Consider the following 26,263-nt stretch of genomic DNA (forward strand, 5'->3'; position numbering starts at 1 on the left):
TTCCGTCCAGGCTGGGCGCTCCGCCCACCGGATCGCCTCCATACAATCCCCCCACGCTTCCGTCGTTTCAGGGCCCTGCCGTGACTGTCGTTCACCTCACCGATGCCAACTTCCAAGCCGAGGTGCGCGATGCCGCCACCCCGGTGTTGGTGGATGTGTGGGCGGAGTGGTGCGGCCCCTGCCGGCTGATAGCCCCGATGATGGACGCGATGGCGGCGGAATACGCCGGCCGTTTGACCGTTGGCAAGCTGGAAGCTGACGGCAACCCCATCAGCCGCGATGGGCTGCAGATCCAGGGCCTGCCCGCCCTGATCCTGTTTCGGGATGGTCAAGAGCTGGCTCGCCATGAGGGCGCCATGGCCAAACCCCAGCTGAAGGCCTTTGTGGATGCCCATCTCTGAGCGGCTGTCGCGGCTCGGCAGCGGCGTTTTCGCCCGCAACGACCAGCGCAAATCGGCCTACTCGGCCCGGGCTGCCACCCAGGGCCTGCCTCCCCTGCTCGATCTCTCGCTGGGGTCCACCGACCTCCAACCTCCTGCGGCGGCGATCCAGGCCATCGCCGCCAAGCTCGGCCAGCCCGCCAGCGCCGCCTATTGCCTGCACGGAGCCACCCTGCCGTTTCGTCAGGCTGTAGCGGCCTGGGCCCTGCGGCGCTTTGGGGTGGCCGTGGATCCAGACACCGAGGTGCTGCTGCTGGTGGGATCCCAGGAGGGCACGGCCCATCTGCCCCTGGCGGTGCTCAATCCCGGTGATCGGGCCCTGTTGCTCGATCCCTACTACCCCTCCCACATGGGTGGGCTGCACCTGGCCTCGGCCGAGCCTGTGCTGCTGCCGCTGGATCAGGCGGCGGGTTGGCGGCCCGATTTCGAGGCCCTCAGCACCGAGCAGTGGGATGCCCTCAAGCTGATGGTGCTCGGGTTTCCCCACAACCCCACGGCCACCACCGGTGAGCAGGCCTGGGTCGATGAAGCTGCCGAGCGGGCGGTGCGCCATGGGCTGGTGTTTGCCCACGACAACCCCTACGTGGATCTGGCCCTTGATGGCGAAGCCCCGGCCCTGCTGCGCTCGCCCCACTGGCGAGAGTGCGGCATCGAATTTTTCTCCCTGTCGAAGAGCTGGTGCCTCGGCGGTTACCGCCTGGCTTTTGCCATTGGCGCGGAGTGGTTGATCACTGCCCTACGCCAGCTCAAGGGCGTGGTGGATTTCAACCAGTCGCTGGCCCTGCAGGCCGGTGCCATCGCCGCCCTGGAGCAGGCGCCCGACTGGCCCCACCAGCTCCAAGCGGTGTACCGCGAGCGGCGCGATCGCATGGCTGCGGCCCTGGAGGCGGTGGGCTGGCCGGTGCGGCGGCCGTCGATGGCGCTCTACCTGTGGCTGGCGTTGCCGCCTCAGGCCCAGGCCCGCGGCTGGGACAGCGAGGCCGTCGCGGCGGCCCTTCTCGAGGCCACTGGTGTGGCCCTCACGCCCGGCAATGGCTTTGGCCCCGGCGGCGAGGGCTGGCTGCGCTTGGCGCTGGTGCACCCGGTGGAGGAGCTGGAAGCCGGTGCGGCCCGCATCGGCGCCTGGCTGGCCACCCTTTGACCGTGCCGCCAGGCCTGGGCTGGCAGCTCCGGCGCCTGCCGGTGTGTGCCAGCACCGAGATCGAGCTGGACCGTTGGTTGGCGCAGCGGCAGGCCCAGGGCGCTCGGCTGGCGGTGCAATCCCGGCGGCAGCGCTTTGGCCATGGCCAGCAGGGCCGCCCTTGGGTGTCTCCGGCTGGTGGGCTCTGGCTCAGTGCGGCCTTCCCCTGGGCCGAGGCGCTGCAGGGCTCGGCGGCCTTGGGGCTGGCGGTGGCGGTGGGGCTGGCCCAGCAGTTGGAGGCCCTGGGGCTGCCGGTGCAGCTCAAGTGGCCCAACGACCTGCTGGTGCAGGAGCGCAAGCTCGCCGGCCTGTTGCCGCGGCTGCGGTTGCGGGGCCAGCAGATCCGCTGGGCCCAGGTGGGGGTGGGACTAAACGGCTGCAACCGGGTGCCAGCTGGGGCCATCTCGGTGGCCCAGGCCCTCGGCGCCCCGCGCCACCATCCTTGGGCCCGGCCGCAGCGCCTGTTGGGCCTGGTGCTCGCCGGCCTCGATTGGGCCGTCGCCCACGCCCACCAACCCGAGCCCGTGCGGCGTGCCGCCGAGGCCCGGCTGTGGCGGCCGGCAGCGGGCTGGTGGCACGACGGCCAGCTCTGGCAGGTGCGCGGCTTGACCACCGATGGACGCCTGCGCCTGGCCCGCGGCGACCAGGAGCTGACCCTGCAGCGCCACTTCTGAGGCGCCACTTCTAGGGCGCCATTCCTGAGGGCGCTGTTGCCGCTGGATCTGGCTGATCGGCAGAGATTTTTACACTGGGCCCCATGAGTGATCCGATCAGCCAGCGCCAATCCCCCCGCGCCAAGGCGATGTTGGCTCTGCTGCCTGTGGTGACGGCACCGCTGCTGGGGGTGGGGTTGGCCTGGGGTCAGGACCAGCTCACCCCGGCGCCCGTCAGTCCCGAGCTTGCAGCCCCACCCCGCGCCTTGGGCCAAACCGTGCCCCTTGCCCAGCCGCTGCGTCCCGATCCGGCGGCCCTGCCGAGCCGTCCCCCTGCCCGCTTTGATGCCTCCCTCGATGCCCTGGTGCGCGATGGGGTGGTGAGTCCGGCGGAGCGGGCCCGGATCCGCTCCGGTGGCGGGATGACCCCCTTCAACGTGCCGGCCCACCAGCAAGCCTGCAGCAGCGGCGCCCTGTCGCAGCAGGAGTGCCGCAGTGGTGTGGTGGTGCGCTGGCGCGGGCGCTTCAACAATGAAGCCGGCGCCGCGGATCCGGGCCGCCTCGGGCTGGATGGCCAGCCGTTGCCGCCGCTCACCGTGCCGGTGTCGGCCCTGCTGGCGGGGGCCGGCGGCAGCTTCCGGCTGGCTGACGTGTTCGGCGTCACGCCTAGGCCCGCACCCATCGGCGGCAACGGCAACCGCCAGTTGCTCTTCCCCCTGATCGGCTCGGCCGTAACCAGCAGCAATTTCGGCTACCGGCTGCACCCCATCCTGGGCAGCTGGCTGATGCATGCCGGCCGGGATTTGGCGGCCCCGGAGGGCACGCCGGTGGTGGCGGCCCTGAGCGGCCGGGTGGTGAGCAGTGGCTTGGCCGGTGGCTATGGCCTCGCCATTGAGGTGGAGCACGACCGGCCGCGGCGGCGCACGTTGTATGGCCACCTCAGCGAGCTCTATGTGAAGGAGGGCGATCGGGTGCGCCAGGGCGAGGTGATCGGCCGGGTGGGCAGCACCGGCCTGAGCACCGGGCCGCATCTGCACTTCGAGTTGCGTCTGCCCGGCGATGGTGGCTGGATGGCCGTCGATCCCGGCGATCTCGACCCCGGCCAGGGCGCCGCCGGCAGCGATGCCATCGCCCTGTTGATGGGCCAGCTGCTCCAGAGCCTGGAGCGGCCGCAACCTGCGAATGCGGCGAATCAGGGCTGATCACAACGGCTGCCTGGCGGGCGGGCAGCTGCGGCCTGCCCTGTTTGGCGGATCAGTTTGTTGAACACGTTGTGCAACAAATCCAAAAACGCTTTCGGAGCTGGGTCCCCCCCGCTGGCCGATGCGTCAGCTGAGGATTCGCCCGTCGCGGAAGCGCACGATCTTTTCGGCCCGGGCTGCCACGTCGTCTTCGTGGGTCACGATCACCACGGTCATGCCGCCGCGATGCAGGGCATCGAAGATGTCCAGCACTTCGGCCGTGGTTTGGGAATCAAGGGCGCCGGTGGGCTCGTCGGCCAGCAGCAGGGCCGGTTGGTTGATGATCGCCCGGGCGATGGCCACCCGTTGCTGCTGGCCCCCGGAGAGCTGGTTGGGCTTGTTGTGCAGCCGCTGGGCCAGCCCCACCCGTTCGAGCGCTGCCTGGGCCCGCTGCAGCCGTTCGGCGGCGGGCACCCCGGCATACACCATCGGCAGCATCACGTTGTCGAGGGCGCTCAGCTGGGGCAGCAGGTGGAACTGCTGAAACACAAAGCCCAGATCCCGGTTGCGCAGGTCGGCCAGCTGGTCGTCGCTGAGCCCTTCCACCGGGGTGTCATTGAGTCGGTAGCTGCCATCGCTGGGCCGATCGAGGCAGCCGAGGATGTTCATGGCGGTGCTTTTGCCCGAGCCGGAGGTTCCCATCACGGCCAGGTAGTCGCCCCGGTTCACGGTGAGGTCCACGTGGTCGAGGGCTCTGACGGCCATCTCGCCGCTGCCGTACACCTTGGACACCTCCTGGAGCTGGGCCACAGGGGCGCTCATCGGCGGACGGTGAGTCGCATCTCAGCCAATCGCCTGCACCAGCATCGGTGTGCCGGTGACGGCTTCACTGGCCCAGACGAACAGGGGGTTGGACAGGATGCCACCCACGGCCGTGATGATCACGCAGCCCACCAGGGCGGTGCGCAGGGCGGGCAGGCCGGCCACGTTCCAGGTGATCGCCGGATAGGCCTTCACCACTTCGGAGGCTTCCTGGGGCTCCTTCACCACCATCATCTTGATCACCGAGATGTAGTAGTAGATCGACACCACCGAGGTGACGAGGCCCACCACCACCAGCAGGTATTGGTGGTCGGCCCAGCCGGCGAAGAAGAGGTAGATCTTGCCGAAGAAGCCCAGCATCGGCGGGATGCCACCCAGCGAGAGCAGGCAGAGGCTCAGGCCCAGGGTGATCAGCGGATCCTTCTGGTAGAGGCCGGCGTAGTCGGCAATCCGGTCGCTGCCGGTGCGCAGCGAAAACAGGATGATGCAGGCGAAGGCGCCCAGGTTCATGAACAGATAGGCCGCCATGTAGAGCACCATCGCGGCGAAGCCGTCTTCGGTGCCGCACACCAGGCCGATCATCACGAAACCGGCCTGGCCGATGGAGCTGTAGGCCAGCATCCGCTTCATCGAGGTTTGGGCCAGGGCCACCACGTTGCCCAGCACCATGCTCAGCACCGCCAGCACGGTGAACAGCAGCTTCCACTGGGCATCGAAGCTGTCGAAGCAGCCCACCAGGATGCGCAGGGCCAGAGCGAAGCCGGCGGCCTTGGAGCCCACCGACAGAAATGCCACCACCGGGGTGGGTGAGCCCTCATAGACGTCTGGGGTCCACTGGTGGAAGGGCACCGCCGCGATCTTGAAGGCCACCGTGGCCAGCACAAACACCAGGGCCAGGGCGGTCACGGGCGAGGCGCTGGTGCGCAGGGCCACGGCCACAGCATCGAGGCCCGTGGCGCCACCGGTGAGTCCGTAGAGCAGGGAGGCGCCGTACAGAAACACCGCCGCCGCCGCCGAGCCCACTAGGAGATATTTTAGTGCTGCCTCGGAGCTGCGGGCGTCACGCTTCATGTAGCCCGCCAGCAGGTAGCTCGACACGGAGAGGGTTTCGAGCGACACGAAGATGCTCACCAAGTCGGTGGCGCCGCACAGGAACATCGCCCCGAGGGTGGCGGCCAGCAGGATGCCTGCGAATTCGCCCACCGGGGTGCCGCAGCGCTCCACGTAGCGCCAGCTCAGCATCAGGGAAATCAAGGTGGAGGCCGCCACCACCGCCCGGAAGGCGATGGCGAGGTTGTCGGCCAGGAAGGACCCCACGAAGGCGGGCTGCAGATCCGGCGTGTTCCACTGCAGCGCCAGCAGCACCAGGGCACTGCCCAGGCCGGCATAGCAGATGGGTGGTACCCAGCGGCTGGCGGCCTTTTCACCAGCCAGGTCCACCACCAGGCAGGTGAGCAGGGCGATCAGCACCGCTGCTTCCGGGGCGATCGCGCCGGCGTTGAGCTGCAGATTCAGCCCCCCGGTTCCGGCACCACTGCCAATGGCATCGGCCACGGTGGAGATGGCGCCGAGCAGAAACATCAGGGTGACGGCGGCGAGGTGGGATCTGTGATGTCGGGGACTGTAGCCGCGCTTCGCAGCCAACCCGGTCCCTGGATGCGATAAAGAGGGAAGCGGTTATGCGCTGGTCTGTGGGTCACACCCTGGTCATTGTCGAGAGTCCCACGAAGGCCCGCACCATTCGCGGCTTCCTTCCCAAGGACTTCAAGGTGGAAGCCTCGATGGGGCACGTGCGCGACCTGCCGAACAACGCCAGTGAGATCCCGGCGGCCCACAAGGGTGAGAAGTGGGCCAACCTCGGCGTGAACACCGCCAACAACTTCGAGCCCCTCTACGTGGTGCCGAAGGACAAGAAAAAGGTGGTTAAAGAGCTCAAGGACGCCCTCAAGGGCGCCGACCAGCTGCTGCTGGCCACGGACGAAGACCGGGAGGGCGAATCGATCAGCTGGCACCTGCTGCAGCTGCTCAGCCCCAAGGTGCCGGTGAAGCGCATGGTGTTCCACGAGATCACCCAAGAAGCCATCGGCCGGGCCCTGGAGCAGACCCGCGAGCTCGACATGGAGCTGGTGCACGCCCAGGAAACCCGCCGCATCCTCGACCGGCTGGTGGGCTACACCCTCTCGCCGCTGCTGTGGAAAAAGGTGGCGTGGGGGCTGAGCGCCGGCCGCGTTCAGTCGGTGGCGGTGCGCCTGCTCGTGCAGCGCGAGCGGGCCCGCCGGGCCTTCAGGAGCGGCAGCTACTGGGACCTCAAGGCCCGGCTGGAGCAGGCCGGCGGCGGCTTTGAGGCCAAGCTGAGCCAGCTGGGCGGCGTGAAGATCGCCGGTGGCTCCGATTTCGATGAGAGCACCGGAGCCCTCAAGGCCGGCAGCAAGGTGAAGCTGCTGAGCGAGGCCGAGGCCAAAGCCCTTCAGGCTCAGGTGCAGGGCGCCCCCTGGACCGTGGCGGAGGTGGAGGAGAAGCCCACGGTGCGCAAGCCCGTGCCCCCCTTCACCACCAGCACCCTGCAGCAGGAGGCCAACCGCAAGCTGCGGCTCTCGGCCCGCGAAACCATGCGCACGGCCCAGGGGCTGTACGAGCGCGGCTTCATCACCTACATGCGCACTGATTCGGTGCACCTCAGCGACCAGGCGATCAACGCCGCCCGCAGCTGCGTGGGCGCCAAATACGGCAAGGACTACCTGAGCCCGTCTCCCCGCCAGTTCTCCACCAAAGCCCGCAACGCCCAGGAGGCCCATGAAGCGATCCGCCCCGCCGGTGAATCTTTCCGCACACCCAACGAAACGGGCCTCAAAGACAAGGACCTGGCCCTCTATGAGCTGATCTGGAAGCGCACGGTGGCCAGCCAGATGGCTGACGCTCGGCTCACCATGCTGGCGGTGGAACTGCAGGTCGATGGCGGCGCCCTGGGCCCTGCGAGCTTCCGCGCCTCCGGCAAGCGCATCGACTTCGCCGGCTTCTTCCGCGCCTACGTGGAGGGCTCCGACGATCCCGATGCCGCCCTGGAGGGTCAGGAGGTGCTGCTGCCGGCCCTCAAGGTGGGCGATCGCCCGGCCTGCAAGGCGGTGGAGGCCCTCGGCCACCAAACCCAGCCCCCCGCCCGCTACAGCGAAGCGGCCCTGGTGAAGATGCTGGAAAAAGAGGGGATCGGCCGCCCCTCCACCTACGCCTCGATCATTGGCACGATCGTTGATCGCGGCTACGCCACCCTGGCCAACAACGCCCTCACCCCCAGCTTCACGGCTTTTGCCGTGACGGCCCTGCTGGAGGAGCACTTCCCGGATCTGGTGGACACCAGTTTCACGGCCCGGATGGAGAACACCCTCGATGAGATCTCCCACGGGCAGGTGCAGTGGCTGCCCTACCTGCAGAGCTTCTATAAGGGCGACAAGGGCCTGGAAACCCAGGTGGCCCAGCGCGAAGGCGACATCGATCCTGGGGTGTCCCGGACGGTGGAGCTCGAGGGCCTGCCTTGCGTGGTGCGCATCGGCCGCTTCGGTGCCTACCTGGAAACCAAGCGCGTGGCCGACGACGGCACCGAAGAGCTGCTCAAGGCCACCCTTCCCCAGGAGATCACCCCGGCCGATCTCGATGCCGACAAGGCCGAGCTGATTCTTAAGCAGAAGGCCGATGGCCCCGAATCCCTGGGCGAGGATCCGGAAACGGGCGACCTGGTCTACCTGCTGTTCGGGCAATACGGCCCCTATGTGCAGCGGGGCCAGGTGAGCGATGAGAATCCCAAGCCCAAGCGGGCCTCGCTGCCGAAGGGCGTCAAGCCCGAGGAGCTCAGCCTCGAGGATGCCCTGGGCCTGCTGCGGCTGCCGCGGCACCTGGGTGAGCACCCCGATGGCGGCAAGATCGAGGCGGGCCTGGGCCGCTTCGGGCCCTATGTGGTGCACCAAAAGGGCAAGGGCGAGAAGGATTACCGCTCCCTCAAGGCCGAAGACGATGTGCTGATGGTGGGGCTGAGCCGCGCCGTGGAATTGCTGGCCATGCCCAAGAAGGGCCGCGGCGGCCGCACCGCCCTGAAGGATCTCGGCACTCCGGAGGGGGGCGATGAGGCGGTGCAGCTGTTCGATGGCCCCTATGGCCTCTACGTGAAGCAGGGCAAGGTGAATGCCTCTCTGCCGGAGGGCACCACCGCCGACACGATCACCCTGGAGCTGGCCGTGGAGCTGCTCGCCGCCAAGGCCGCCACGGGTAAGGCCAAGGGTCGCAAGCCGGCTGCCGGCGCCGCCAAGAAGCCTGCGGCGAAAAAGCCAGCTGCCAAAAAGCCGGCTGCCAAGACCGCTGCTGCGAAGGCCCCCACCACCACCAAAACAGGCCGCCTGCGGGCCAGTGCGGTGCGCGTGATCCGGGCGGCCGACAGCTGATGGCCACCGTGGCCTGGGCCCCCCTGCGGTTGCAGATGCGGTTGGCATTGGCGGTTTGCGGCCTGGCTCTGGCTGGCTGCAGCGGCACCCGTTTGGGCGACCAGCTCTCCCGCAGCTTCTCGACGCCCCCAGCCCAGCCCGTGGCCCCCACTTCAGCCGCTCCCAATCCAGCCACTCCCACTCCGGCAGCCCCCACTCCGGCAGCCCCGAATGGGGCACGCCCCAAGCCCCCGCTCGCCCCGCCGCTGCCCCCAGCCGCTTCACCCACCAAGCCGGCCCCCTACCGGATCACGATTCAGTTGCCTGCGGCCGATCCGGCGGCCCCTGCCGAGGCCGTCACCGAGGCCCTGCGGGCGGCGGGCGTGAGCTTCGAAGTGGAGATGATCGAGCGCATCGGCGCGTCCACGCCGAAGCCGGCGCCCACCGTCACGCCCGCACCCACGGTCACGCCGGCCCCGGCACCGCGTTGATGCCGTCCCGACGCCAGCTCACGCGCGGACAGGCCCGCCAGTTGATGGACACGGCCTATCTGGCGTCCGCCACTGCCCTGCTGTGGGTGGCGCTGTATTACCTGCCGGTGGGCAGCCCCCTGTTTCGGCTGGCCCTGCCCCTGCCCCTGGCCCTGTTGCAGCTGCGCCACGGCTGGCGCTGTGCCGTGGAGGGCCTGGTGGTGACAGCCCTGCTGCTGGTGGCCCTGATGGGGCCGATCCGCGGCCCCCTGGTGCTCTTTCCCTACGGCTTCCTGGCGCTGTGGCTGGGCTGGTGCTGGCGCGGCACCGGCGGCTGGCGGGCCAGCTGGTGGTTGAGTTGGGGCGTCGGCAGCCTGATCGGTGCGGCCGGCTTTCTGGTGCGGGTGGCGGTGTTGTCGCTGCTGGTGGGGGAAAACCTCTGGGTGGTACTTACCAGCGCGGCCGCTGGTTTGCTGGAGAGGCTGGCCGGCTGGGTGGGCCTGGCCGAGAGCATCGACCTGGCCCAGGTGCAGCTGGCCGCCGTCGCCCTGGTGTGGGTGCAGAACGGGATCGTGGTGCTGGCCTTGCATGCGGTGGCCTACTGGATCTTTCCGCGCCTGCGCTCCCCGATCCCCGAGCCCCCTCGAGCCCTGCGCGCCCTGGTGGCCCTCGATCCCCTCTGAGCCCGGCGATGGCCCCTGATCGCTGGCGAGCAGCGCTGCAGCAGGGTTGGCCGGCCAGCCGCACCCTGCTGCTGCTGGCCGCCACCGACACCGCGGCGGTGCCGGGGATTTCCGCCGCCGGGGCCACCCCCGAGGCCCGGCTGGGCACGGCCGCCGCCGACGCCGAGCTGCTGCTGCAGGGGCCTGGCGCCGGGCGTGTTCATGCCCTGCCGCCCCTGCCGGCCGGGGTGAGCCCAGCCCTGATCAGCCATGTGGTGCTGCGGGACTTGGGGTTGCTGGAACGCACCCGGGTGGTGGATCTGGGCTGTGCCGTCGCCCCATCGGTGCCGCACCTGCGCCTGCCCGCGCTCGAGAGCGCGGGCCCGGCCCGCTGCCTCAGCACCGGCCGGGCCCTCGATCCGGCCCGGGTGAAGGCCCTCCTGCAGCGTGGCCGCTCCTGGGGAGAGCGTTGGAACCCCGCCGAGCCGCTGCTGCTGGCGGAGTGTGTGCCGGGGGGCACCACCACCGCCCTGGCGGTGCTGCAGGGGCTGGGGGTGGAGGCGGCCGGGCTGGTGAGCGGCAGCCTGCGCCAACCGGCCCATGGCCTCAAGGCGGCGTTGGTGCGGCGGGGCCTAGAGGCAGCCGTGGCTGGGGTTGTGCCTGGGGGCGGTGCCGAGCCCAGTCCCATGGCCGTGCTGGCGGCGGTGGGCGATCCGATGCAGGCGTTGGCGGCTGGTTTGGTGGCGGCGGCCGCGGCGCGGGGCACCCCCGTGCTGCTTGCCGGCGGCAGCCAGATGGCGGCGGTGCTCGCCCTGGCCCTGGCCCTGGCGGAGCCCGAAGGGCGCCAGGCGCTGGTGAGCCAGGTGGGGCTTGCCACCACGGCCTGGGTGGCCGAGGAGCCCGGCAGCGATCTGGCCCTGCTGCTGGCGCGCATCGGTGCCCAGTGGCAGGTGCAGCCGCGGCTGGAGGTGGCGGCCCTGCGCTTCCACGGCTGCAGCAGCGCAGCCCTGCGCGACTACGAGCGCGGCTACGTCAAGGAGGGGGTGGGGGCCGGCGGCCTGGCCCTGCTCTGGGAGCTGGCTGGCCTGCCCCCTGCGGCCCTGGCGGCCGCCTGCGACCAGGCCTGCCGGCTTGAGCTCGGTGTCTAGGGTCGCAGCCATGGCTCTGTTGTCTGCCCCGCTCTCCCGTCGCCGGCTGCTGCAGCTGGGGCTGGGCGCCGGCCTGCTGGCCGCCTGCCGCCCCGCTGAGGGCCCCCAGTTGCTGCTGGCTGAGGGCGAACTGCCGGCCGCCTGGCTGAAGCAACTGCCGGCTCCGTGGCGCTCCCAGCAACTGGCGGACCCCGCTGCGGTGCAACAACAGCTTCAGGTGGTTGTGCAACAGGGTGTGCAACACACCGCGCAGCCCAGAGTGCAGCCCGGCGCGCAGCCTGGTTTGGTCGCCCTCAGCGACGGCTGGGCCAGCGGTCTGGGCAGCGGTCTGGCCAGCGGTCTGGGCCCCAAGGTGCTGCAGCCGTTTGGGGCGCCGCGGCTGTGGGCCCGCTTGGCGCCCTTCAGTGCCGAGGTGGCGCGGCTGTTTGGCTCGGTCGGCGCCGGCGAACTGGCCTTTCCCTGGGCCTACAGCCCCTGGGTGATCGCCCTGCGCAGCCGCTCCGACTTGCTGGCCCGGCGGCAGGAGGGCTGGGCGCTGCTGCTCGATCCCAGCCTGCGGGGCCGGCTGGTGCTGCCCTCCAGCCCCCGCATCAGCCTGGAGATCGTCAAAGGCGATTTCGCCCAGCTCGAGCGATTGCGGGCCCAGGCCCTGGCCTACGACGAGCGCGATGGGCTCAATCTGCTGCTCAGCGGCAAAGCCGACGCGGCGGTGCTGCCCCTGCAGCGCCTGATCCCCCTGCTGCGCCGCGACCAGCGCCTGGCGGTGATCTGGCCGGAGTCGGGGGCGCCGCTCAGCTGGCAGCTGCTGCTGAGGCCGGCGGCGAGCCCACCCCAGCAGCCCCCCTTGGAGTGGCTGGGGGCCGTGCTGGAGCCGCCCCTGCTGGAGCAACTGCTGGCCCGGGGTTGGGTGCCGCCCCTGCCCCAGGCGCAGCTGGCGCCGATGGCCCGGCGCTTTCCGGCGGCGATGGCCGCGCTGCTGCTGCCCGGCGATGCCCTGCTGCAGCGCTGCTGGAGCCTGCCGCCGCTCAGCCTGGCCCAGCAGCTCGCCCAGCAGAACCTCTGGGATGCGGCCGCGCCCAGATCCTGAGATTCAGCCCCAGAGGCGCCGTCTCGGTGCGGCGGCCAGACGCCGGTGGGTGTCGGCCAGCAGCGCGGGGATGGGCAACTGGTGGGGGCAGCGGGGCAGGCAGGCGCCACAGCTTTGGCAGGCCTCGGCATTGCGCTCCTCCCACCAGTGGCCGGCGCGGCCGATCAGGTTGTAGCGCTCGCCCGCGAACGCCTCCATGCCGTGGCCGACGGCCAGGTTGCGCAGGCGCAGCAGCTCAGGGATCGGCACGCCGTTGGGGCAGGGCAGGCAGGCGCGGCACTGGCCGCAGCGCTCGGCCCCCAGGCGCTCCCGGCCCGCGGCACTCAGGCGCTCCAGGGCTGCGAGTTGCGCGGCACTCAGCCAGGGCGAGGGCCCGTGAATGGCAGTGGCCCAGGCCAGATCGCCCGGCTGCTCGGCCCCCAGGCTCAGGGTGGAGATCTCCTGATCGAGCAGAAAGCGGTAGGCCAGCTCCAGGGGGTGAAACGGGGCGCAGTCGGCCAGCAGCTCCGCCGGCGGGTCGTAGAGGCGGCCGCCCTTGTCGGCCGGGGAGATGGCCAGCACGCCGATGCCGCTGGCCAGGGCGGCGCGGGCCAGCGGCAGGCGGGTTTGGTCGAAGAGGTGCAGGTGCAGGCTGCACACCCGGAAGGCCCCGGAGGCCAGGGCGGCTTCGATCAGCTCGGGGCTGCCGTGGCTGCTGAAGCCCACCTGTCCCACCAGCCCTTCGCCGCGGGCCCAGGCCAGCAGATCGGCGCCGGGGCCGCGCAGGGCCCACTCCAGGTGCTCCGGCGTGTTGAGGCCGTGGACGGCCACGGTGGTGAGCTGCGCCACGCCGAGGCGCGCCAGGATCGCCCGCAGCTGCACCTGGGCGGTGGCGAGATCCGAGCCAGGCAGGAGCTTGCTGGTGATCCGCCAGCCGCCCGGAGGCTCCAAACCCTCTGCGGCGAGGGCGGCGAGGGCCTGGCCCAGGAAGCTTTCGGCGGGGCCGTAGGCGGGAGCCGTTTCCAGGTGGTTGATGCCAGCGGTCAGGGCGGCGCGCAGCACGGCCTCCATCTGCGCCGGGCTGCCCAGGGCCCGCATCGTGCCAAGGCTGAAGGGGGACACCGGAGGGCCATCGCCGAAGGGGCGCAGGGCCGGGGCTGTCATGGAGCGGGTGTGTCGGGTGGCTCGGCCTCTGGGTGGGCTTGCTTGAGGTGGCGCACCAGGTCGGCGGGGCTGGTGCTGTCCAGGAAGCGGCGGAAATTGTCCTGGTCTTCTGCATCGGCCTCCGCGTCCACCGGGATCGAGGCATCAGCCACCACCTCCTCCAGCATCCAGATCGGGCTGCCGGTGCGCAGGGCCAGGGCGATCGCGTCGCTGGGCCTGGCATCGATTTCCAGTCCGGCCGGCGCCTGCACGGCCGCCTCCGCTGTTTGGGCTTCGGCTGTTTGGGTTTCGTCTGCTTGAGCTTCGAGATTGGCGTGCTCAGGCTCGGCGGGGCTTAGTTTCAGCACGGCGCGGAAGGTGCTGTCTTCGATCGTGTGGATCACCACCCGGTCGAGCTGCAGCCCCCCTGCGTCGATCAGGGAGGCCATCAGGTCGTGGCTCAGGGGCCGCAGCGGCGCCTCGTCGCTGAGGCCAGCCAGGATGTTTTGGGCCTGGGCCTGGTCGATCCAGATCGGCACCTGGCGCCGGCCCGAGGGATCGCGCAGCAACACGATCGGACTGCGGCTGGCCGCATCCAGGGCAATTCCGGCAACGCGCATCTCGACCATGGCTTGCCTGGTCCACCCTTTGCCCGATTATGGCCAGATTGGTTCGCCCTGGGCTGGACAGCGCATGTTTACCGGGCTGGTGCAGGCAATCGGTGCAATCCGGCGCAGTCCCAAGGGGGTGCAGGTGCAGTGGCATCCGCCAGCCGGCGCCGCCTGGGGGCCAGCCCAGCTGGCCCTGGGCGACAGCGTGGCGGTGGATGGGGTGTGTCTAACCGTGGCCGAGCGCCTGGCCGATGGGTTTCGCGCGGACGTGAGCGAAGAGACGCTTGGACGCACCACCCTGGCGGCCAAGGCGGAACGGGGCGGGGCGGTGAATCTGGAGCCGGCCCTGCGGCTGGCGGATCGCCTCGGTGGCCACCTGGTGAGCGGCCATGTGGACGGGTTGGGGGTGGTGCGGGCGATTGCGCGTCAGCCGGCCTCCTGGCGCCTCGAGCTGGCCTGGAACGACCCCGCCTACGGCCGCTACATCTGCGAAAAGGCCAGCGTGGCGGTTGATGGCATCAGCCTCACCGTGGCGGGTTGCGACGCGGATGGCGGGGGCTTCTGGATCGCTGTGATCCCCCACACCTGGGCCAGCACGACCCTCGCCCAGCTGGCCGTCGGCCATGGGGTGAATCTGGAGGCCGATCTGCTGGCCAAGTACACCGAGCGGTTGCTGGCGGGCCGAGGAGGGGGGGGCGGGGACGCCTGGAATGGCGATTTGGGTTTGTTGAACAAAACGTTCAACGGAGCTGAACAGAGAAACAACGAGCAGGGGAGCTCCGGAGCTGGCGTCGATGCCGCCTGGTTGGCTGATCACGGCTGGGTCTGAGCCGCGTGTGGCCAGGGCCGCCCACCGTGATTACGGTCCGAGGGATGTCGCTGGACCACCGATGGGTTCAAGTCTGTTGTCCCCCAATGGCGCGGGACTCAAAGCCTTCACCCTGTTTGAGGGGGTGTTGATGCTGGTGCTGGGGGTGCTGGCTCTGATCTTTCCGGTGGTGGCCTCAGCCTGGATCACCGTGATCGTGGCGGTTGCCTTTCTGGTGGGTGGCATCGTCGGTTGGGTGAGCAATCTGGCCCGGTCCCGTCAGTTGGGCCGCTGGTATTGCTTCTGGCGCCTGGTGATCTCCACCCTGTTCATCGTCGTGGGGGCCTGGATGATTCAGCAGTTCCGGGGCGGGCCGCTCGAGGGTGGTGTTGTGGTGGCCAGCCTGGCCTTCGCCATCGGCCTCGTCTTCATCCTGGAGGGCGTGGTGTCGGTGCTGGTGTCGCTTGGCCACACCCAGGTGAGGGGTTGGGGTTGGGGCCTGCTCAATGGCATCGTCACCCTGATCCTGGGCGTGCTGATTGTGACGATGCAGGGCTGGGGCCTGCTGTGGGTGATCGGTGTGCTGGTGGGCATCAGCTTCCTGTTCAGTGGCATCGACCTCCTGGCCTTCAGCGCCAGCTTTCATGGTGATGACTGAAGAGCGCGATGACTGAAGAGGGCCTGGCTTGCCCTACTCCTCCAGGGGCAGCAGCCAAATGGAGCCTGTTTCCTGGTGAATTTCGATGCGGAATTCCTGGCCTGGCTCCAGCCCCAGGCGCCGGGTGTAGGCGTGGCCGATCAGCAGGTTGCCGTTGCCGTGCACCCGCGTGCGGAACTCTGCCTGCCGCCCCTTGCCCTGACCGCTGGAGCGACCAGCGCTGGCTCTGCCGGCACCGTTGGGCATGGAATAGCCCTTCGCTGCCACCAGGGCCCGGTAGAAACTCTTTTTGAGCACTCGACCGCTAGGTCCCACGTAGCCACAAGCCCGGGCAATCTCGTCTTCGGGGCGGTTGCTCAGGGCCCGGGCCCGATCGAGCAGCGCCTTCCCCTCCAGCATTTCGGGGGGACCGTCGTCCGTCCTGCCAGCCATGGGTGTTGCCTGCCCTCGGCAGAGTGATGGATCGATTGTGCCGAGTGTGCTTCCAATTCGCCAACGCTGCCAGCGCTTGAACACCATCCCAGCGCCTGAAGACGATCAGAGCAGATAAAGAATCCCGTAGAGCACCACCCAGATGCCGTCTACGAAGTGCCAGTAGAGCTCGGCCGCTTCCAGGCCGAAGTGATCGCTGGCGGTGTTGCGGCCGCCCTGGCGGGTTTGCAGAGCCACGATGGCAATGCAGATCACGCCAAGGGTGACGTGCAGGCCATGGAAGCCGGTGAGGGCATAGAAGGTGCTGGCGAACAGGTTGTCGGTGAGGCCGAAGGGCAGGCTGAAGTATTCGACCATCTGCCCGGCCAGGAAGATTGCACCCAGCCCGCCGGTGATCGCCAGCCAGAGGCGGCTGGCAGCGAGGTTGCCACCGCGGCATTCCTTGCCGGCCCGGTGGAAGGTGAAGCTGCTGATGATCAGGACAACGGTGTTGATTGTGGGGAGCAGCAGTTCGAGTTCGTAGGTGCTGCCCTCCTGGAGGGGATTGACGGCCCGGAAGGTGAGGTAGGCGGCGAAGAAGCCCGCAAAGGTCATGCCGTCGGCCACCAGGAAGGTGGCCAGGCCAAACAGACGGAAGTCGCCATGGCCCTCAGTGGCGTGATCGGCTGCGTGGTCTGTGGCTTGGTCGGCTGCGAGGCTGCCGGGATCCTGCAGGGGGGCGGTGCTGGTCATGCCTGGACCTCCTGGGGTACTTCCTGATGCTGGCCGTAGCCGTAGGGCTCGGTGACCAGCGGCGCTTCGCCAATCCAGTTTTCCACCGGGGGCGGCGAGCTGGTCAGCCACTCGGGGGTGAGGGCGTTCCAGGGGTTGTCACCGGCAACCTTGCCGTTGATGGCCGTCACCACCACGTTGATCAGCAGCGGCAGGGTGCTGATCGCCATCAGCAGGGCGCCGACGCTGCTCACCTGGTTGAGGGTGGTGAAGGTGGGGTCGTATTCCGCCACCCGGCGGGGCATGCCGTTGAGACCCAGCCAGTGCTGGGGGGCGAAGCAGAGGTTGAAGCCGATGAAGGTGAGCAGGAAGTGCAGCCGGCCCAGGTCTTCATTGAGCAGTCGCCCGGTGAACTTCGGATACCAGTGATAGAGCGAGCCGAAGATCACAAACACCGTGCCGCCGTAGACGATGTAGTGGAAATGGCCCACCACGAAGTAGGTGTCATGCACGTGGATGTCGAAGGGCACCTGGGCCAGGGCCACGCCGGTGATGCCGCCGAACACGAAATTCACGATGAAGGCGCAGGAAAACAGCATCGCCGAGTTGAGCGCAATCTTGCCGCCCCAGAGGGTGGCCAGCCAGTTGAAGAATTTGATGCCGGTGGGCACGGCGATGAATGATGTGGCGATCGTGAAGAACAGGCGCATCCAGGGCGGCGTGCCACTGGTGAACATGTGGTGGGCCCAGACGATCAAGCCCAGAAACACAATCGCCATGATCGAGTACACCATCGTGGTGTAGCCAAACAGGGGCTTGCGGGCGTGCACCGGCAGGATCTCACTCACCAGGCCGAAGGCCGGCAGCACCATGATGTACACCGCCGGGTGGGAATAGAACCAGAAGAGGTGCTGATAAACCACCACATTGCCCCCCAGGGCAGGGTTGAAGAAGCCCGTGTGGGCAATGATGTCAAAGCTCAGCAGGATCAAGGTGCCGGCCAGCACTGGCGTGGAGAGCACCACCAGGATGCTGGTGCCAAGCATGGCCCAGCAGTACATCGGCAGCTGCATCAACTTGAGGCCGGGCCGCCGCAACTTGAGGATGGTGGCGATGAAGTTGATGCCGCCGAAGATCGAGCTACCGCCAAGCAGCAGCACACTCAGGATCCACACCACCTGACCCGCTGCCGGGGTGGTGAGGCTCAGCGGGGGATAGGCGGTCCAGCCGGATTGGGCCGCCGCTCCAGCGATGAAGTAGCTGCTGATCAGCAGGATGCCGGCGGGGGGAATCAGCCAGAAGGCCACGGCATTGAGCCGCGGGAAAGCCATGTCGCGGGCACCCACATAAAAGGGGATCAGGTAGTTGCCGAAGGCGCCGTTTACCACCGGCACGATCCAGAGAAAAATCATCACCGTGCCGTGCAGGGTGAGCACCTCGTTGTAGGTGTCGCGCGGCATGAAATCGGAGAGCGGCGTGGCCAGCTCGGTGCGGATGGCGCCGGCCAGGGCCCCGCCGATCAGATAGAAGACAAAGCCGCACACCAGGTATTGCAGCCCGATCACCTTGTGATCAAGGCTGAAGCTGAAGTAACGCAACCAGCCCTGGGGTTGCAGGCTGCCGTTGAAGTCGCTCGGATTGGCGAGGGTCATGGCGTCTCAGGTGGTGGTGCTGGCGGGGCTGTTCTGCTGCAGCCAGGTGGCGTAGGCCTCGGGTTCATGCACCACAACGGTGGAGCGCATGCCGCCGTGGTACGGGCCGCACAGTTCGGCGCACACAATCGGGTAGCTGCCGGCCTTGGTGGCGGTGAAGGAGAGCACGGTGGGCTGGCCGGGGATCACGTCCTGCTTGAGCCGGAACTGGGGCACCCAGAACGCGTGGATCACGTCGCGGGCCTCCATGTGGAGCTCCACGGGTTGGCCGGTCGGCACATGCAGCTCGCCACTGGTGATGTTGGCGTCGGGGTAATGGAAGATGAAAGCAAATTGCATCGCCGTCACCTCTACCGGCAGCACGGCGCCGGTGGGTGCGGCATCCATGCCGGCCCCACCGATCCCCCCCCACACCCGGGCCTGGCTCACCCCACCTGAGGCCATGGCGGAATCTGTAGCCATGGCGGAGTGGTCCATCGCCGAGTGGTCGTTGAGGGCCACCATGCCGCCCATGCGCTCGTAGATGTCATAGCTGTAGATCCCCACGAACAAAACCACGATCGCGGGGATGGCCGTCCAGACGATTTCCAACGGCAAATTCCCCTCAATGGCGAGGCCATCGCTGAGGTCACCGCTGCGACGTCGGAATCGGAACAAGCTGTAAACCAGCAGGATCACGATGCCGAGAAACAGCACCGTGCCAATGCTGAACAAAACCTTAAAAAGGGCGTCGTAGGTGGGAGCGTTGCTGCTGGCGTCCAGCGGCAGCATGTTGACGTTGTTGCCCACCCAAAGACCTGTCAGCACAAGCGCTGTGGTGGCCGTGATAACAGTGAGGACGGTACGAATCGGCACGGTGCACTTTGCCCCTGGAGCCAGCCTATGGGTCGCTGCCTTCGGCTGCGGGGACAACGTTGAATTGGTTGGCAAAACAACGCGATGGCAGTGGGTTTCGGGGCCAACGTTTCAGTCTTGAGATGTGCGGGAACCCTGATCCCTGCTTCTGGTCAGGCTGGCTAACTTGACCCACTTCCGGGAATAGCTTGGCCATGGCGGCGGATCTCCAGTCCCATCCAGGCCCAGCTCCCGATCTGGTGCTGCGTCACCGCCTCGGCCTGCTGGCGTCCCACCTGGTGGTGGCCCTGGTTGCCTTGGTGGGCATTGGCGGCGCCACTCGGGTGATGGAGGCCGGTCTGGCCTGCCCGGATTGGCCGCTCTGTTACGGGCGCCTGCTGCCGGGGCGCCAGATGAACCTCCAGGTGTTTCTGGAGTGGTTTCATCGGCTCGATGCCTTCGTCGTGGGCGTAGCCCTGCTGGTGCTCACCGGCACCAGCGTTCTCTGGCGCCGCCGGCTGCCGGCGTGGCTCCCCTGGATGTCCGGCGCAGCCTTGCTGCTGGTGGCTGTGCAGGGAGGGCTGGGGGCCCTCACCGTCACCCAGCTGCTGGCGGCTCCCCTGGTGACGGCCCATCTCACCACCGCCCTGGTGTTGGTGGCCCTCACCAGTGCCCTGTACCAGCGCCTCGCCATGGCTGGCCGTGGCCTTGGGGTGCCGCCGCTCTGGTGGGCGCTGCTGGCGTCGACGGCCCTGGTGCTGGTGCTGGCCCAATGCCTGCTGGGCGGTTCCATGGCCAGCCAATGGGCCGCCGACCAATGCTTCAGTTCAGGGGAGGGTTGCCGTTGGTTGCTGGCTCACCGCCAGGTGGCGATGCCCGCGGCTCTGGCCGTGCTGGCCCTGGCGGCGTCAATCCCCCTGCTGCCGGCGGGGCTTGGGCAGTTGCCAGCGCTGGCTCTTGGCTCCGCAGCGCTGGTGGTAGCCCAGGTTGCCCTCGGGATCTGGACCCTGCGGCTCCAGCTCGAGGCGCCCCTGGTGACGATTGCCCACCAGCTCACGGCCGCCCTGCTCGTGGGCTTGCTGGCCGCCGTGGTCGCCCGCTGTTTTGGGCGTCGCCTGGCCGGGCCGTTGATGACGTCTGAGGTCCCCTCCGAGGTGGTTCATGGTTAGTGCAGCAGTACCTGCAACGGCCGCTGCTTCGGTGGCGAATGCCCCAACTGCGGCCTCAGTGATCCGTCCTTCGGTGAAGCTGCCCGCCTGGTTGGAGGTGGCCAAGCCCCGCCTGATCCCCCTGCTGCTGGCCACCACCCTGGGAGGCATGGCCCTCAGTGCTGGAGGCTCCCCCAGCGGCGCCACCATCGCCTGCACCCTGGTGGGGGGCAGCCTGGCCTCGGCAGCCGCTGGGGTGCTGAATTGCCTGTGGGAGCAGGAGCTGGATGGGCGCATGCAACGCACCAGTCGCCGGGCGCTGCCCTCGGGGCGCCTCGCCCAGCGCCAGGCCTTCGCCCTGGCCATCGGCCTCACGGCCCTCTCGGTGGCGGTGTTGGTGATCGGTGTGAACCCGCTGGCCGCCAGCTTGTCGCTGCTGGGCCTGTGCAGCTACGTGCTGCTCTACACGGCCCTGCTCAAGCCCCGCACCACCCAGAACATCGTCATCGGTGGGGTGGCCGGTGCGATCCCGCCCCTGGTGGGGGCGGCGGCCGCCACAGGTGGCCTGGGTTGGTCGTCGTGGTGGCTGTTCTCGCTGGTGATGCTGTGGACGCCCGCCCACTTCTGGGCCCTGGCCCTGCTGCTTAAGGACGACTACCGATCGGTGGGGATTCCGATGCTGCCGGTGGTGAAGGGCGTGGTGGTGACCACCCGGGCGATCAGCCATTACGCCTGGGCCACGGTGGCCTTCAGCCTCCTCGGTGTGCTGGCCTTGCCCAGCGGGGGGCTGCTTTACGGCCTGATGGTGCTGCCCTTCAACGCCCGTCTGCTCCAGCTGAGCGGCCGCTTGCGCGCCCAACCCGATGATCCCCAGCGGGCTCGGGCCCTGTTCCGCTGGTCAATCTTTTATCTCTTCGGCATCTGCCTGCTGCTGCTGCTGGCCCGCCTGCCCCAGGCCGCGCTGATGGGCCCTGATCTGTTCGGCGTCTCGCTGAGTGCGCTGCCTACATTGGTCGGCTGATTGGGCGGTCTGAGTCGGTGATCGAACTGCAGCAGCTCCGAAAGTGCTACGGCGGTGGCAAGGCCAGAGGTGGCAACTTGGCCGGTGGCGTGCTGGCCCTCGATGGGCTGACGCTGCAGGTGCCGGCCGGCAGCCTTTACGGCTTGCTGGGCCCCAATGGCGCCGGCAAGACCACCGCCCTGCGCATCCTCTGCACCCTGCTGGCCCCCGACAGCGGCAGCGTGCGGGTGGGCGGGGTTGATGCCCTGGCCGAGCCGCGAGCGGTGCGGCGCCTGCTGGGCTACGTGGCCCAGGAGGTGGCGATCGACAAGATTCTCACCGGCCGCGAACTGCTGCAGCTGCAGGGCGATCTGTATCACCTGCAGACCTCCGCGCGGAACCAGCGGATCCGCGAGTTGATCGAACTGCTGGGCATGGCCGACTGGATCGATCGCCGCTGCGGCAGCTACTCGGGCGGCATGCGGCGCCGGCTGGATCTGGCGGCGGGTTTGCTGCATCGCCCCCAGGTGCTGGTGCTCGATGAGCCCACCGTCGGCCTCGACATCGAGAGCCGGGCGGCGATCTGGGGCGTGCTGCGCCAGCTGCGCGATGGCGGCACCACCGTGCTGCTCAGCAGCCACTACCTGGAGGAGGTGGATGCCCTGGCCGACCACCTGGCCATCATCGAAGCCGGCAAGGTGATCGCCGAAGGGGCTCCCTCAGCGCTCAAGGCGGCCCTCGGCGGCGATCGGGTGACTCTGCGGGTGCGGGAATTCAGCGACGCCGACGAGGCTGAGCGGGTGCGCAGCCTGCTGCACGCCTGTGCCGGTGTGCGCCAGGTGGTGGTGAACCAGGCCCAGGGCTTCTCCCTCAACCTGGTGATCGAGCACGACGGTGTGATCGAGCAGCTGCGCCGTCAGCTGGCCGAGGCCGATCTGCCGGTGTTTGCTCTGGCCCAGAGCCGCCCCAGCCTCGATGATGTCTACCTCCAGGCCACGGGCCGCACCTTGATGGATGCGGAGCTGGCCGTGGCCGGCAGTCGCGATCCCAAGGCCGAACGCAAAGCGAGCATGTGATGACCACCACCCTTCCCGTTCCCGGCCCGGCCCGCGATCCCGCCCCGGGTTCCCAGCCCGAGGCTTCCGCCCTGGCTGAGATCAGCCAGGAAACCCTGGCCCTCACCCGGCGTCTGTTTGTGCAGCTGCAGCGGCGGCCCTCCACCCTGGTGGCGGGGGTTCTGCAACCGCTGATCTGGCTGGTGCTGTTCGGCGCTCTGTTCGCCAAGGCCCCGGAGGGCCTGCTGCCCGGCGGCATCAGCTACGGACGCTTTCTGGGCGCCGGCGTGATCGTGTTCACCGCCTTCAGTGCGGCCCTCAATGCCGGTCTGCCGGTGATGTTTGATCGGGAATTCGGCTTCCTCAACCGCCTGCTCGTGGCACCCCTGCGCTCGCGCAGCTCGATTGTGTTGGCTTCGGTGCTCTACATCACCTCCCTGAGCTTGGTGCAGAGCCTGGCGATCATGGGCACCGCTGCCCTGCTCGGCTACGGCTGGCCGGGGGGCGCCGGATTGTTGCTGGTGCTGGTCACGCTGTTGTTGCTGGTATTTGCTGTCACGGCCCTGAGTTTGGGCCTGGCCTTCGCCCTGCCGGGGCATATCGAGTTGATCGCGGTGATCTTCGTGGCCAACCTGCCGCTGCTGTTTGCCAGCACCGCGTTGGCGCCGCTGTCGTTTATGCCGGCCTGGTTGGGCTGGCTAGCGGCCCTAAATCCCCTTACCTTCGCGATTGAACCGATCCGTGCCGCCTACGCCGGACAGGTCTCCCTCACCGCCGTGGTGCTGGAGGCCCCCTACGGCCAGCTCAGCAGCGCCACCTGCCTCGGGGTGCTCGCCGTGTTGGCCGCCGGGTTGTTCCTGCTGATTCGGCCCCTGCTGGATCGCAAGCTCACCTAGCCACCCCTCCCGTGACCCTGCCCCCCAGCTTTCCCCCGCCAGCCCGCCCCGACCTGGCGGATCGTCTGCTGGCGGCGGTGGCCGAACGGGACCAGCCCATGGCCGAGCGTCTGGTGCAGCAGTGGGTGCACCGCCGTGGCCTCGCGGCCCTGGAGACCTTGATGGTGGGGCCGCTGCTGGCCAGTCAGGGGGCTGAGGCCGCCCAGTGGTTGCAGGAGCGGGCCGGCGGAGCTCCCCTTGGGGTTGTGGTGCCCGCGGTGCAGCCCGAGCCGGAATGGCTTTCAGAGTCTGTCGAAAAGGTTGTTGAACAGCCAGTTGAACTGGGTTTTGAACCCGTTGTCGCTCAGCGCGTTGAACCTGGAGTTGAACTTGTTGTTGAACAACCTGTTGAACAACAGGTAGAACCCGTTGTTGAATCCATCCCCGCGGCGGCCTTCTCCGGTTCCTGGCCCCAACTGGCCTTGGTGCCTGACGGGGAGCCGGCGCCCGCACCCCGTGCCCTGGCGCCCCTGCGGGCCTGGCTTCCCGATGCCGACTCCCTTCCCTTAGCCAGCTGAGTGAAAGCTTCTGGACTGATCGTGTCGGTGCAGGCCCCCGAGGGCTCACCCCTGCGCGATCCCGATGTGATCGCGGCGATGGCGGAGGCCAGCCTTCGCAATGGCGCCAGTGGCGTGCGGCTGGAGAGTCCGGAGCACATCGGAGCCGTGCGGCGTCGTTGCCCCACCGCCTTGATCGTGGGGCTGTGGAAGCGCACCTACCCAGATAGCTCCGTGTACATCACCCCGGGCTGGGAGGAGATCCGCGCCGTGAGGGGGGCGGGTGCCGACGTGGTGGCAATCGATGCCACCGAACGCCACCGGCCCGGTGGTGAGGATCTTGAGCAGTTGATCAGCCGGGCGCGCCGGGAGTTGGGTGCCCTGCTGATGGCCGATATCGACTCTCTGGCCAACGGCTTGCGGGCCGCCACCCTCGGCTGCGACTGGGTGGGCACAACCTTGTATGGCTACACCGAGCCCACGGCTGCATGCCAGCCGCCGGCCTGGGAGCTCTTGCCCCAGCTGAAACAACAGTTGCCCGCAGCGGTGAGCTTGATCTGTGAAGGCGGCATTGCCAGCCCCCAGCAGGCCCGTCAGGCCCTGGATGCCGGGGCGGATGCGGTGGTGGTGGGCACGGCCATCACCGGCGTGGACCTGCAGGTGGCGGCCTACGTGAAGGCCTGCTGAGGGGCTGCCGAGCGGCTGGGCCTCACATCATGCCGGGCATGCCCATGCCGCCCATCCCTCCCATGCCACCCATTCCGCCCATGCCACCCATGTCGCCGCCGGGGGCCGCTTCGGGTTCGGGCTTGTCGGCGATAACCACCTCGGTGGTGATCAGCAGCGAGGCGATCGACACCGCATCCTGAAGGGCCAGGCGCACCACCTTGGCGGCATCGAGGATCCCTGCGGCGAGCAGGTCTTCGTAGACGCCGGTGAGGGCGTTGTAGCCCTTGCCCAGCCGCAGGATCTCGGCCGCCACCACAGCACCATCGGCGCCGGAGTTGTAGGCGATCTGCCGCACCGGCTCCGCCAGGGCGCGTTGCACGATCTGCACACCGGTGCGCTCATCCCCCTGACAGGACGCCGCCAGGGCGGTGAGACCTTCGGCCAGCTCCAGCAGGGTGCAGCCGCCGCCGGCGATGATTCCCTCCTCCACGGCGGCGCGGGTGGCGTTGAGGGCATCCTCAATGCGCAGCTTGCGGTTTTTGAGCTCGGTTTCGGTGGGGGCTCCCACCTTGATCACGGCCACCCCGCCGGCCAGCTTGGCGATTCGCTCCTGCAGCTTTTCGCGGTCGTAGTCGGAGTCGGTGTTGTCGAGCTCGCGCTTGATCGAGGCCACCCGATCGGCAACGGCGGCTTGGTGCTCGCCGTTGGCCACGATCGTGGTGCTGTCCTTGGTGATCGTGATGCGGCGGGCCTGCCCCAGCTCAGCGAGTCCGGTTTTCTCCAGGCTCATGGACTGGTCTTCGCTCACCACGGTTGCGCCGGTGAGGATCGCGATATCGGCCAGCATGGCCTTGCGGCGATCGCCAAAGCCAGGCGCCCGTACGGCCGCCACCTGCAGCACGCCGCGGTTCTTGTTCACCACCAAGGTGGCCAGAGCTTCGCCCTCCACCTCCTCGGCCAGGATCAGCAGCGGTCGGCCGCTCTTCGACACCGCCTCCAGCACGGGCACCAGATCGGTGATGGTGCTGATCTTGCGGTCGGTGATCAGGATCAGGGCGTTTTCAAACACGCACTCCCGGCGCTCCTGATCGGTGACGAAATAGGGGGAGCTGTAGCCCCGGTCAAAGGCCATCCCCTCGGTGATTTCCAGCTCGGTGGCCAGGGAGGTCGACTCCTCCACCGTGATCACCCCGTCGGCGCTCACCTTCGCCATGGCCTCGGCGATCATCCGTCCGATCTCGTCGTCGTTGCCGGAGCTCACGGCCGCCACCTGACGGATGGCATCGCCACTCACCGCCTGGGAGCGCTCAGCGATCCCAGTGACGATGTGGGCCGTCGCCTGTTCCATGCCGCGGCGCAGGCCGACGGGGTTGGCTCCGGCCGCCACGTTTTTCAGACCTTCGCGCACCAGGGCTTGGGCCAGCAGGGTGGCGGTGGTGGTGCCATCGCCGGCGGTGTCCTTGGTTTTGCTGGCCACCTGCTGCATCAGCTTGGCGCCGACGTTTTCGAAGGGATCCTCGAGTTCGATGTCCTTGGCGATGGTGACGCCGTCATTGACGATCTCGGGAGCGCCGAATTTCTTCTCCAGCACCACGTTGCGGCCACGGGGGCCGATGGTCACCTTCACCGCGTCGGCCAAGGCGTTGACACCCCGCTCCAGGGCGCCGCGGGAGGCATCCGAGAAGCTGATCAGCTTGGCCATGACAACGGAACGGTTTCAATCGTGATCAGGGTCCCACAGCGGCTGGCCGACGTGGTAGTGGATCAGGGTGGGGAAAGCCGAATCGCCCGCAGCCCCGGGCTGCTGAACGGCTCCAGGCTCGATAGGGTCGGGCGATGGAAGATCTGCTCCAAACGGCCCTGGAGAGCGCCGACGAAGCGATTTCGCTGGATCCGGCCACCAGCGCCAACGCCATGGTCTTCGTGCTGGTGGCGGCGTTTGGTGTCGTGATGGCGCTGGTGTACGTGCCGGTGCGGTTGTTTCTCACGATCACGGCCCGCAGCCGCCGCCTGCGGTTGTTGCAGCGGATTCGCCGCCTGCGCGAGGAGCTCGGCCAGCCGATCACCAACCCCTGAGGC

27 protein-coding genes are annotated in these 26,263 nt (G+C 68.5%); 18 read left to right on the plus strand and 9 right to left on the minus strand.

Annotated features, from left to right (window positions below; all coding sequences use genetic code 11):
• Nucleotides 1-80 precede the first annotated feature (80 nt).
• The 4 genes from KBY57_RS04865 (at nt 81) to KBY57_RS04880 (ending at nt 3,475) form a co-directional block, all read left to right on the plus strand.
• Complete coding sequence (locus KBY57_RS04865) at nt 81-401, plus strand: thioredoxin family protein (RefSeq protein ID WP_254994758.1); 321 nt, start codon at nt 81-83, stop codon at nt 399-401.
• Nucleotides 388-1,581: an aminotransferase class I/II-fold pyridoxal phosphate-dependent enzyme gene (locus tag KBY57_RS04870; protein ID WP_254994759.1), complete on the plus strand. Its 1,194-nt coding sequence runs from the start codon at nt 388-390 to the stop codon at nt 1,579-1,581. Before KBY57_RS04865 ends, KBY57_RS04870 begins: the two co-directional genes overlap by 14 nt.
• Before the next feature lie 2 nt (nt 1,582-1,583).
• Nucleotides 1,584-2,294 carry a biotin--[acetyl-CoA-carboxylase] ligase gene (locus tag KBY57_RS04875; RefSeq protein WP_254994869.1) on the plus strand — a complete coding sequence of 237 codons (711 nt, stop codon included), beginning with the start codon at nt 1,584-1,586 and terminating at the stop codon, nt 2,292-2,294.
• 83 nt (nt 2,295-2,377) lie between these two features.
• A complete protein-coding gene (locus KBY57_RS04880; RefSeq protein ID WP_254994760.1) occupies nt 2,378-3,475 on the plus strand; it encodes a M23 family metallopeptidase in 1,098 nt (365 codons plus the stop codon).
• 126 nt (nt 3,476-3,601) lie between these two features.
• Here KBY57_RS04880 and KBY57_RS04885 read toward each other — a convergent pair whose 3' ends face one another.
• Nucleotides 3,602-4,276: an ABC transporter ATP-binding protein gene (locus KBY57_RS04885; protein ID WP_254994762.1), complete on the minus strand. Its 675-nt coding sequence runs from the start codon at nt 4,274-4,276 to the stop codon at nt 3,602-3,604.
• Between the two features lie 21 nt (nt 4,277-4,297).
• Nucleotides 4,298-5,857: an NAD(P)H-quinone oxidoreductase subunit N gene (locus KBY57_RS04890; protein ID WP_254994763.1), complete on the minus strand. Its 1,560-nt coding sequence runs from the start codon at nt 5,855-5,857 to the stop codon at nt 4,298-4,300.
• Nucleotides 5,858-5,967: 110 nt separating this feature from the next.
• On the opposite strand from KBY57_RS04890, the gene topA reads away from it, so the two are divergent.
• From topA to KBY57_RS04915, 5 genes are read left to right on the plus strand one after another with little or no spacing between them, the layout of a single operon-like run.
• Entirely contained in the window at nt 5,968-8,706 is a 2,739-nt protein-coding gene (topA, locus tag KBY57_RS04895) for a type I DNA topoisomerase (RefSeq protein WP_254994870.1), read from the plus strand.
• An 8-nt stretch (nt 8,707-8,714) separates the two neighbouring features.
• Nucleotides 8,715-9,176: a hypothetical protein gene (locus KBY57_RS04900; RefSeq protein WP_254994765.1), complete on the plus strand. Its 462-nt coding sequence runs from the start codon at nt 8,715-8,717 to the stop codon at nt 9,174-9,176.
• Nucleotides 9,176-9,838 (plus strand): DUF2232 domain-containing protein, encoded by a 663-nt coding sequence (locus KBY57_RS04905; protein ID WP_254994766.1) that lies wholly within the window; start codon nt 9,176-9,178, stop codon nt 9,836-9,838. The genes KBY57_RS04900 and KBY57_RS04905 overlap by 1 nt, the downstream gene beginning before the upstream one ends.
• An 8-nt stretch (nt 9,839-9,846) precedes the next feature.
• A complete protein-coding gene (gene cobT / locus KBY57_RS04910) occupies nt 9,847-10,965 on the plus strand; it encodes a nicotinate mononucleotide-dependent phosphoribosyltransferase CobT (RefSeq protein WP_254994767.1) in 1,119 nt (372 codons plus the stop codon).
• Nucleotides 10,966-10,975: 10 nt separating this feature from the next.
• Nucleotides 10,976-12,052 (plus strand): twin-arginine translocation pathway signal, encoded by a 1,077-nt coding sequence (locus KBY57_RS04915; protein ID WP_254994768.1) that lies wholly within the window; start codon nt 10,976-10,978, stop codon nt 12,050-12,052.
• Nucleotides 12,053-12,055: 3 nt separating this feature from the next.
• On the opposite strand, the gene KBY57_RS04920 is transcribed toward KBY57_RS04915, so the two are convergent.
• Nucleotides 12,056-13,129, minus strand: a complete 1,074-nt coding sequence (locus KBY57_RS04920) for an aldo/keto reductase (RefSeq protein ID WP_409996412.1) — start codon at nt 13,127-13,129, stop codon at nt 12,056-12,058.
• Between the two features lie 62 nt (nt 13,130-13,191).
• Nucleotides 13,192-13,803, minus strand: coding sequence for a bifunctional nuclease family protein (locus KBY57_RS04925; RefSeq protein WP_254994770.1), 612 nt, complete (start codon nt 13,801-13,803; stop codon nt 13,192-13,194).
• A gap of 64 nt (nt 13,804-13,867) precedes the next feature.
• Here KBY57_RS04925 and KBY57_RS04930 point away from each other — a divergent pair, with 64 nt between their 5' ends.
• Together KBY57_RS04930 and KBY57_RS04935 are read left to right on the plus strand one after the other, a co-directional pair.
• Entirely contained in the window at nt 13,868-14,614 is a 747-nt protein-coding gene (locus KBY57_RS04930; protein WP_254994771.1) for a riboflavin synthase, read from the plus strand.
• Between the two features lie 61 nt (nt 14,615-14,675).
• Nucleotides 14,676-15,251: an HdeD family acid-resistance protein gene (locus KBY57_RS04935; protein WP_254987525.1), complete on the plus strand. Its 576-nt coding sequence runs from the start codon at nt 14,676-14,678 to the stop codon at nt 15,249-15,251.
• Nucleotides 15,252-15,284: 33 nt separating this feature from the next.
• Here KBY57_RS04935 and KBY57_RS04940 read toward each other — a convergent pair whose 3' ends face one another.
• The 4 genes from KBY57_RS04940 to KBY57_RS04955 all read right to left on the minus strand — a co-directional run bounded on the left by KBY57_RS04940 (nt 15,285) and on the right by KBY57_RS04955 (nt 18,901).
• Entirely contained in the window at nt 15,285-15,650 is a 366-nt protein-coding gene (locus KBY57_RS04940; protein ID WP_254994871.1) for an AbrB family transcriptional regulator, read from the minus strand.
• Between the two features lie 138 nt (nt 15,651-15,788).
• Nucleotides 15,789-16,415: a heme-copper oxidase subunit III gene (locus tag KBY57_RS04945; protein WP_254994772.1), complete on the minus strand. Its 627-nt coding sequence runs from the start codon at nt 16,413-16,415 to the stop codon at nt 15,789-15,791.
• The gene (ctaD, locus tag KBY57_RS04950; RefSeq protein WP_094559717.1) at nt 16,412-18,046 is read right to left on the minus strand and encodes a cytochrome c oxidase subunit I; all 1,635 of its coding nucleotides are present in this window, start codon (nt 18,044-18,046) and stop codon (nt 16,412-16,414) included. Before ctaD ends, KBY57_RS04945 begins: the two co-directional genes overlap by 4 nt.
• Before the next feature lie 6 nt (nt 18,047-18,052).
• The gene (locus KBY57_RS04955) at nt 18,053-18,901 is read right to left on the minus strand and encodes a cytochrome c oxidase subunit II (protein WP_409996405.1); all 849 of its coding nucleotides are present in this window, start codon (nt 18,899-18,901) and stop codon (nt 18,053-18,055) included.
• A gap of 194 nt (nt 18,902-19,095) precedes the next feature.
• On the opposite strand from KBY57_RS04955, the gene KBY57_RS04960 reads away from it, so the two are divergent.
• From KBY57_RS04960 to KBY57_RS04985, 6 genes are read left to right on the plus strand one after another with little or no spacing between them, the layout of a single operon-like run.
• The gene (locus tag KBY57_RS04960) at nt 19,096-20,049 is read left to right on the plus strand and encodes a COX15/CtaA family protein (protein WP_254994773.1); all 954 of its coding nucleotides are present in this window, start codon (nt 19,096-19,098) and stop codon (nt 20,047-20,049) included.
• Complete coding sequence (locus KBY57_RS04965; RefSeq protein ID WP_261356662.1) at nt 20,042-21,049, plus strand: heme o synthase; 1,008 nt, start codon at nt 20,042-20,044, stop codon at nt 21,047-21,049. The genes KBY57_RS04960 and KBY57_RS04965 overlap by 8 nt, the downstream gene beginning before the upstream one ends.
• Nucleotides 21,050-21,066: 17 nt before the next feature.
• Nucleotides 21,067-22,104: an ATP-binding cassette domain-containing protein gene (locus KBY57_RS04970; protein ID WP_409996406.1), complete on the plus strand. Its 1,038-nt coding sequence runs from the start codon at nt 21,067-21,069 to the stop codon at nt 22,102-22,104.
• Nucleotides 22,104-22,979 carry an ABC transporter permease gene (locus KBY57_RS04975; protein WP_254994775.1) on the plus strand — a complete coding sequence of 292 codons (876 nt, stop codon included), beginning with the start codon at nt 22,104-22,106 and terminating at the stop codon, nt 22,977-22,979. The genes KBY57_RS04970 and KBY57_RS04975 overlap by 1 nt, the downstream gene beginning before the upstream one ends.
• A gap of 11 nt (nt 22,980-22,990) precedes the next feature.
• The gene (locus tag KBY57_RS04980) at nt 22,991-23,536 is read left to right on the plus strand and encodes a hypothetical protein (RefSeq protein ID WP_254994777.1); all 546 of its coding nucleotides are present in this window, start codon (nt 22,991-22,993) and stop codon (nt 23,534-23,536) included.
• On the plus strand, nt 23,537-24,202 hold the full coding sequence (locus KBY57_RS04985; RefSeq protein ID WP_254994778.1) for an N-acetylmannosamine-6-phosphate 2-epimerase: 666 nt from the start codon (nt 23,537-23,539) through the stop codon (nt 24,200-24,202).
• Between the two features lie 22 nt (nt 24,203-24,224).
• On the opposite strand, the gene groL is transcribed toward KBY57_RS04985, so the two are convergent.
• Nucleotides 24,225-25,886 (minus strand): chaperonin GroEL, encoded by a 1,662-nt coding sequence (gene groL, locus KBY57_RS04990; RefSeq protein WP_254994780.1) that lies wholly within the window; start codon nt 25,884-25,886, stop codon nt 24,225-24,227.
• A gap of 134 nt (nt 25,887-26,020) precedes the next feature.
• Here groL and KBY57_RS04995 point away from each other — a divergent pair, with 134 nt between their 5' ends.
• On the plus strand, nt 26,021-26,260 hold the full coding sequence (locus KBY57_RS04995; RefSeq protein WP_254994884.1) for a hypothetical protein: 240 nt from the start codon (nt 26,021-26,023) through the stop codon (nt 26,258-26,260).
• Nucleotides 26,261-26,263: the final 3 nt, after the last annotated feature.

The sequence above is a fragment of the Cyanobium sp. Aljojuca 7D2 genome (assembly GCF_024346415.1).
Taxonomy (GTDB): Bacteria; Cyanobacteriota; Cyanobacteriia; order PCC-6307; family Cyanobiaceae; genus Cyanobium_A.

Excerpts from the sequence above, each read along its gene's own strand:
- KBY57_RS04995 (WP_254994884.1), top strand. The coding sequence starts at position 26,021 with ATGGAAGATCTGCTCCAAACGGCCCTGGAGAGCGCCGACGAAGCGATT.
- KBY57_RS04945 (WP_254994772.1), bottom strand. The coding sequence starts at position 16,415 with ATGACCAGCACCGCCCCCCTGCAGGATCCCGGCAGCCTCGCAGCCGAC.
- KBY57_RS04935 (WP_254987525.1), top strand. The coding sequence starts at position 14,676 with ATGGGTTCAAGTCTGTTGTCCCCCAATGGCGCGGGACTCAAAGCCTTC.
- KBY57_RS04920 (WP_409996412.1), bottom strand. The coding sequence starts at position 13,129 with ATGCGGGCCCTGGGCAGCCCGGCGCAGATGGAGGCCGTGCTGCGCGCC.
- groL (WP_254994780.1), bottom strand. The coding sequence starts at position 25,886 with ATGGCCAAGCTGATCAGCTTCTCGGATGCCTCCCGCGGCGCCCTGGAG.
- KBY57_RS04870 (WP_254994759.1), top strand. The coding sequence starts at position 388 with ATGCCCATCTCTGAGCGGCTGTCGCGGCTCGGCAGCGGCGTTTTCGCC.
- cobT (WP_254994767.1), top strand. The coding sequence starts at position 9,847 with ATGGCCCCTGATCGCTGGCGAGCAGCGCTGCAGCAGGGTTGGCCGGCC.
- KBY57_RS04925 (WP_254994770.1), bottom strand. The coding sequence starts at position 13,803 with ATGGTCGAGATGCGCGTTGCCGGAATTGCCCTGGATGCGGCCAGCCGC.
- ctaD (WP_094559717.1), bottom strand. The coding sequence starts at position 18,046 with ATGACCCTCGCCAATCCGAGCGACTTCAACGGCAGCCTGCAACCCCAG.
- KBY57_RS04905 (WP_254994766.1), top strand. The coding sequence starts at position 9,176 with ATGCCGTCCCGACGCCAGCTCACGCGCGGACAGGCCCGCCAGTTGATG.
- KBY57_RS04890 (WP_254994763.1), bottom strand. The coding sequence starts at position 5,857 with ATGTTTCTGCTCGGCGCCATCTCCACCGTGGCCGATGCCATTGGCAGT.
- KBY57_RS04960 (WP_254994773.1), top strand. The coding sequence starts at position 19,096 with ATGGCGGCGGATCTCCAGTCCCATCCAGGCCCAGCTCCCGATCTGGTG.
- KBY57_RS04885 (WP_254994762.1), bottom strand. The coding sequence starts at position 4,276 with ATGAGCGCCCCTGTGGCCCAGCTCCAGGAGGTGTCCAAGGTGTACGGC.
- KBY57_RS04940 (WP_254994871.1), bottom strand. The coding sequence starts at position 15,650 with ATGCTGGAGGGGAAGGCGCTGCTCGATCGGGCCCGGGCCCTGAGCAAC.
- KBY57_RS04915 (WP_254994768.1), top strand. The coding sequence starts at position 10,976 with ATGGCTCTGTTGTCTGCCCCGCTCTCCCGTCGCCGGCTGCTGCAGCTG.
- KBY57_RS04880 (WP_254994760.1), top strand. The coding sequence starts at position 2,378 with ATGAGTGATCCGATCAGCCAGCGCCAATCCCCCCGCGCCAAGGCGATG.
- KBY57_RS04975 (WP_254994775.1), top strand. The coding sequence starts at position 22,104 with ATGACCACCACCCTTCCCGTTCCCGGCCCGGCCCGCGATCCCGCCCCG.
- KBY57_RS04930 (WP_254994771.1), top strand. The coding sequence starts at position 13,868 with ATGTTTACCGGGCTGGTGCAGGCAATCGGTGCAATCCGGCGCAGTCCC.
- KBY57_RS04965 (WP_261356662.1), top strand. The coding sequence starts at position 20,042 with ATGGTTAGTGCAGCAGTACCTGCAACGGCCGCTGCTTCGGTGGCGAAT.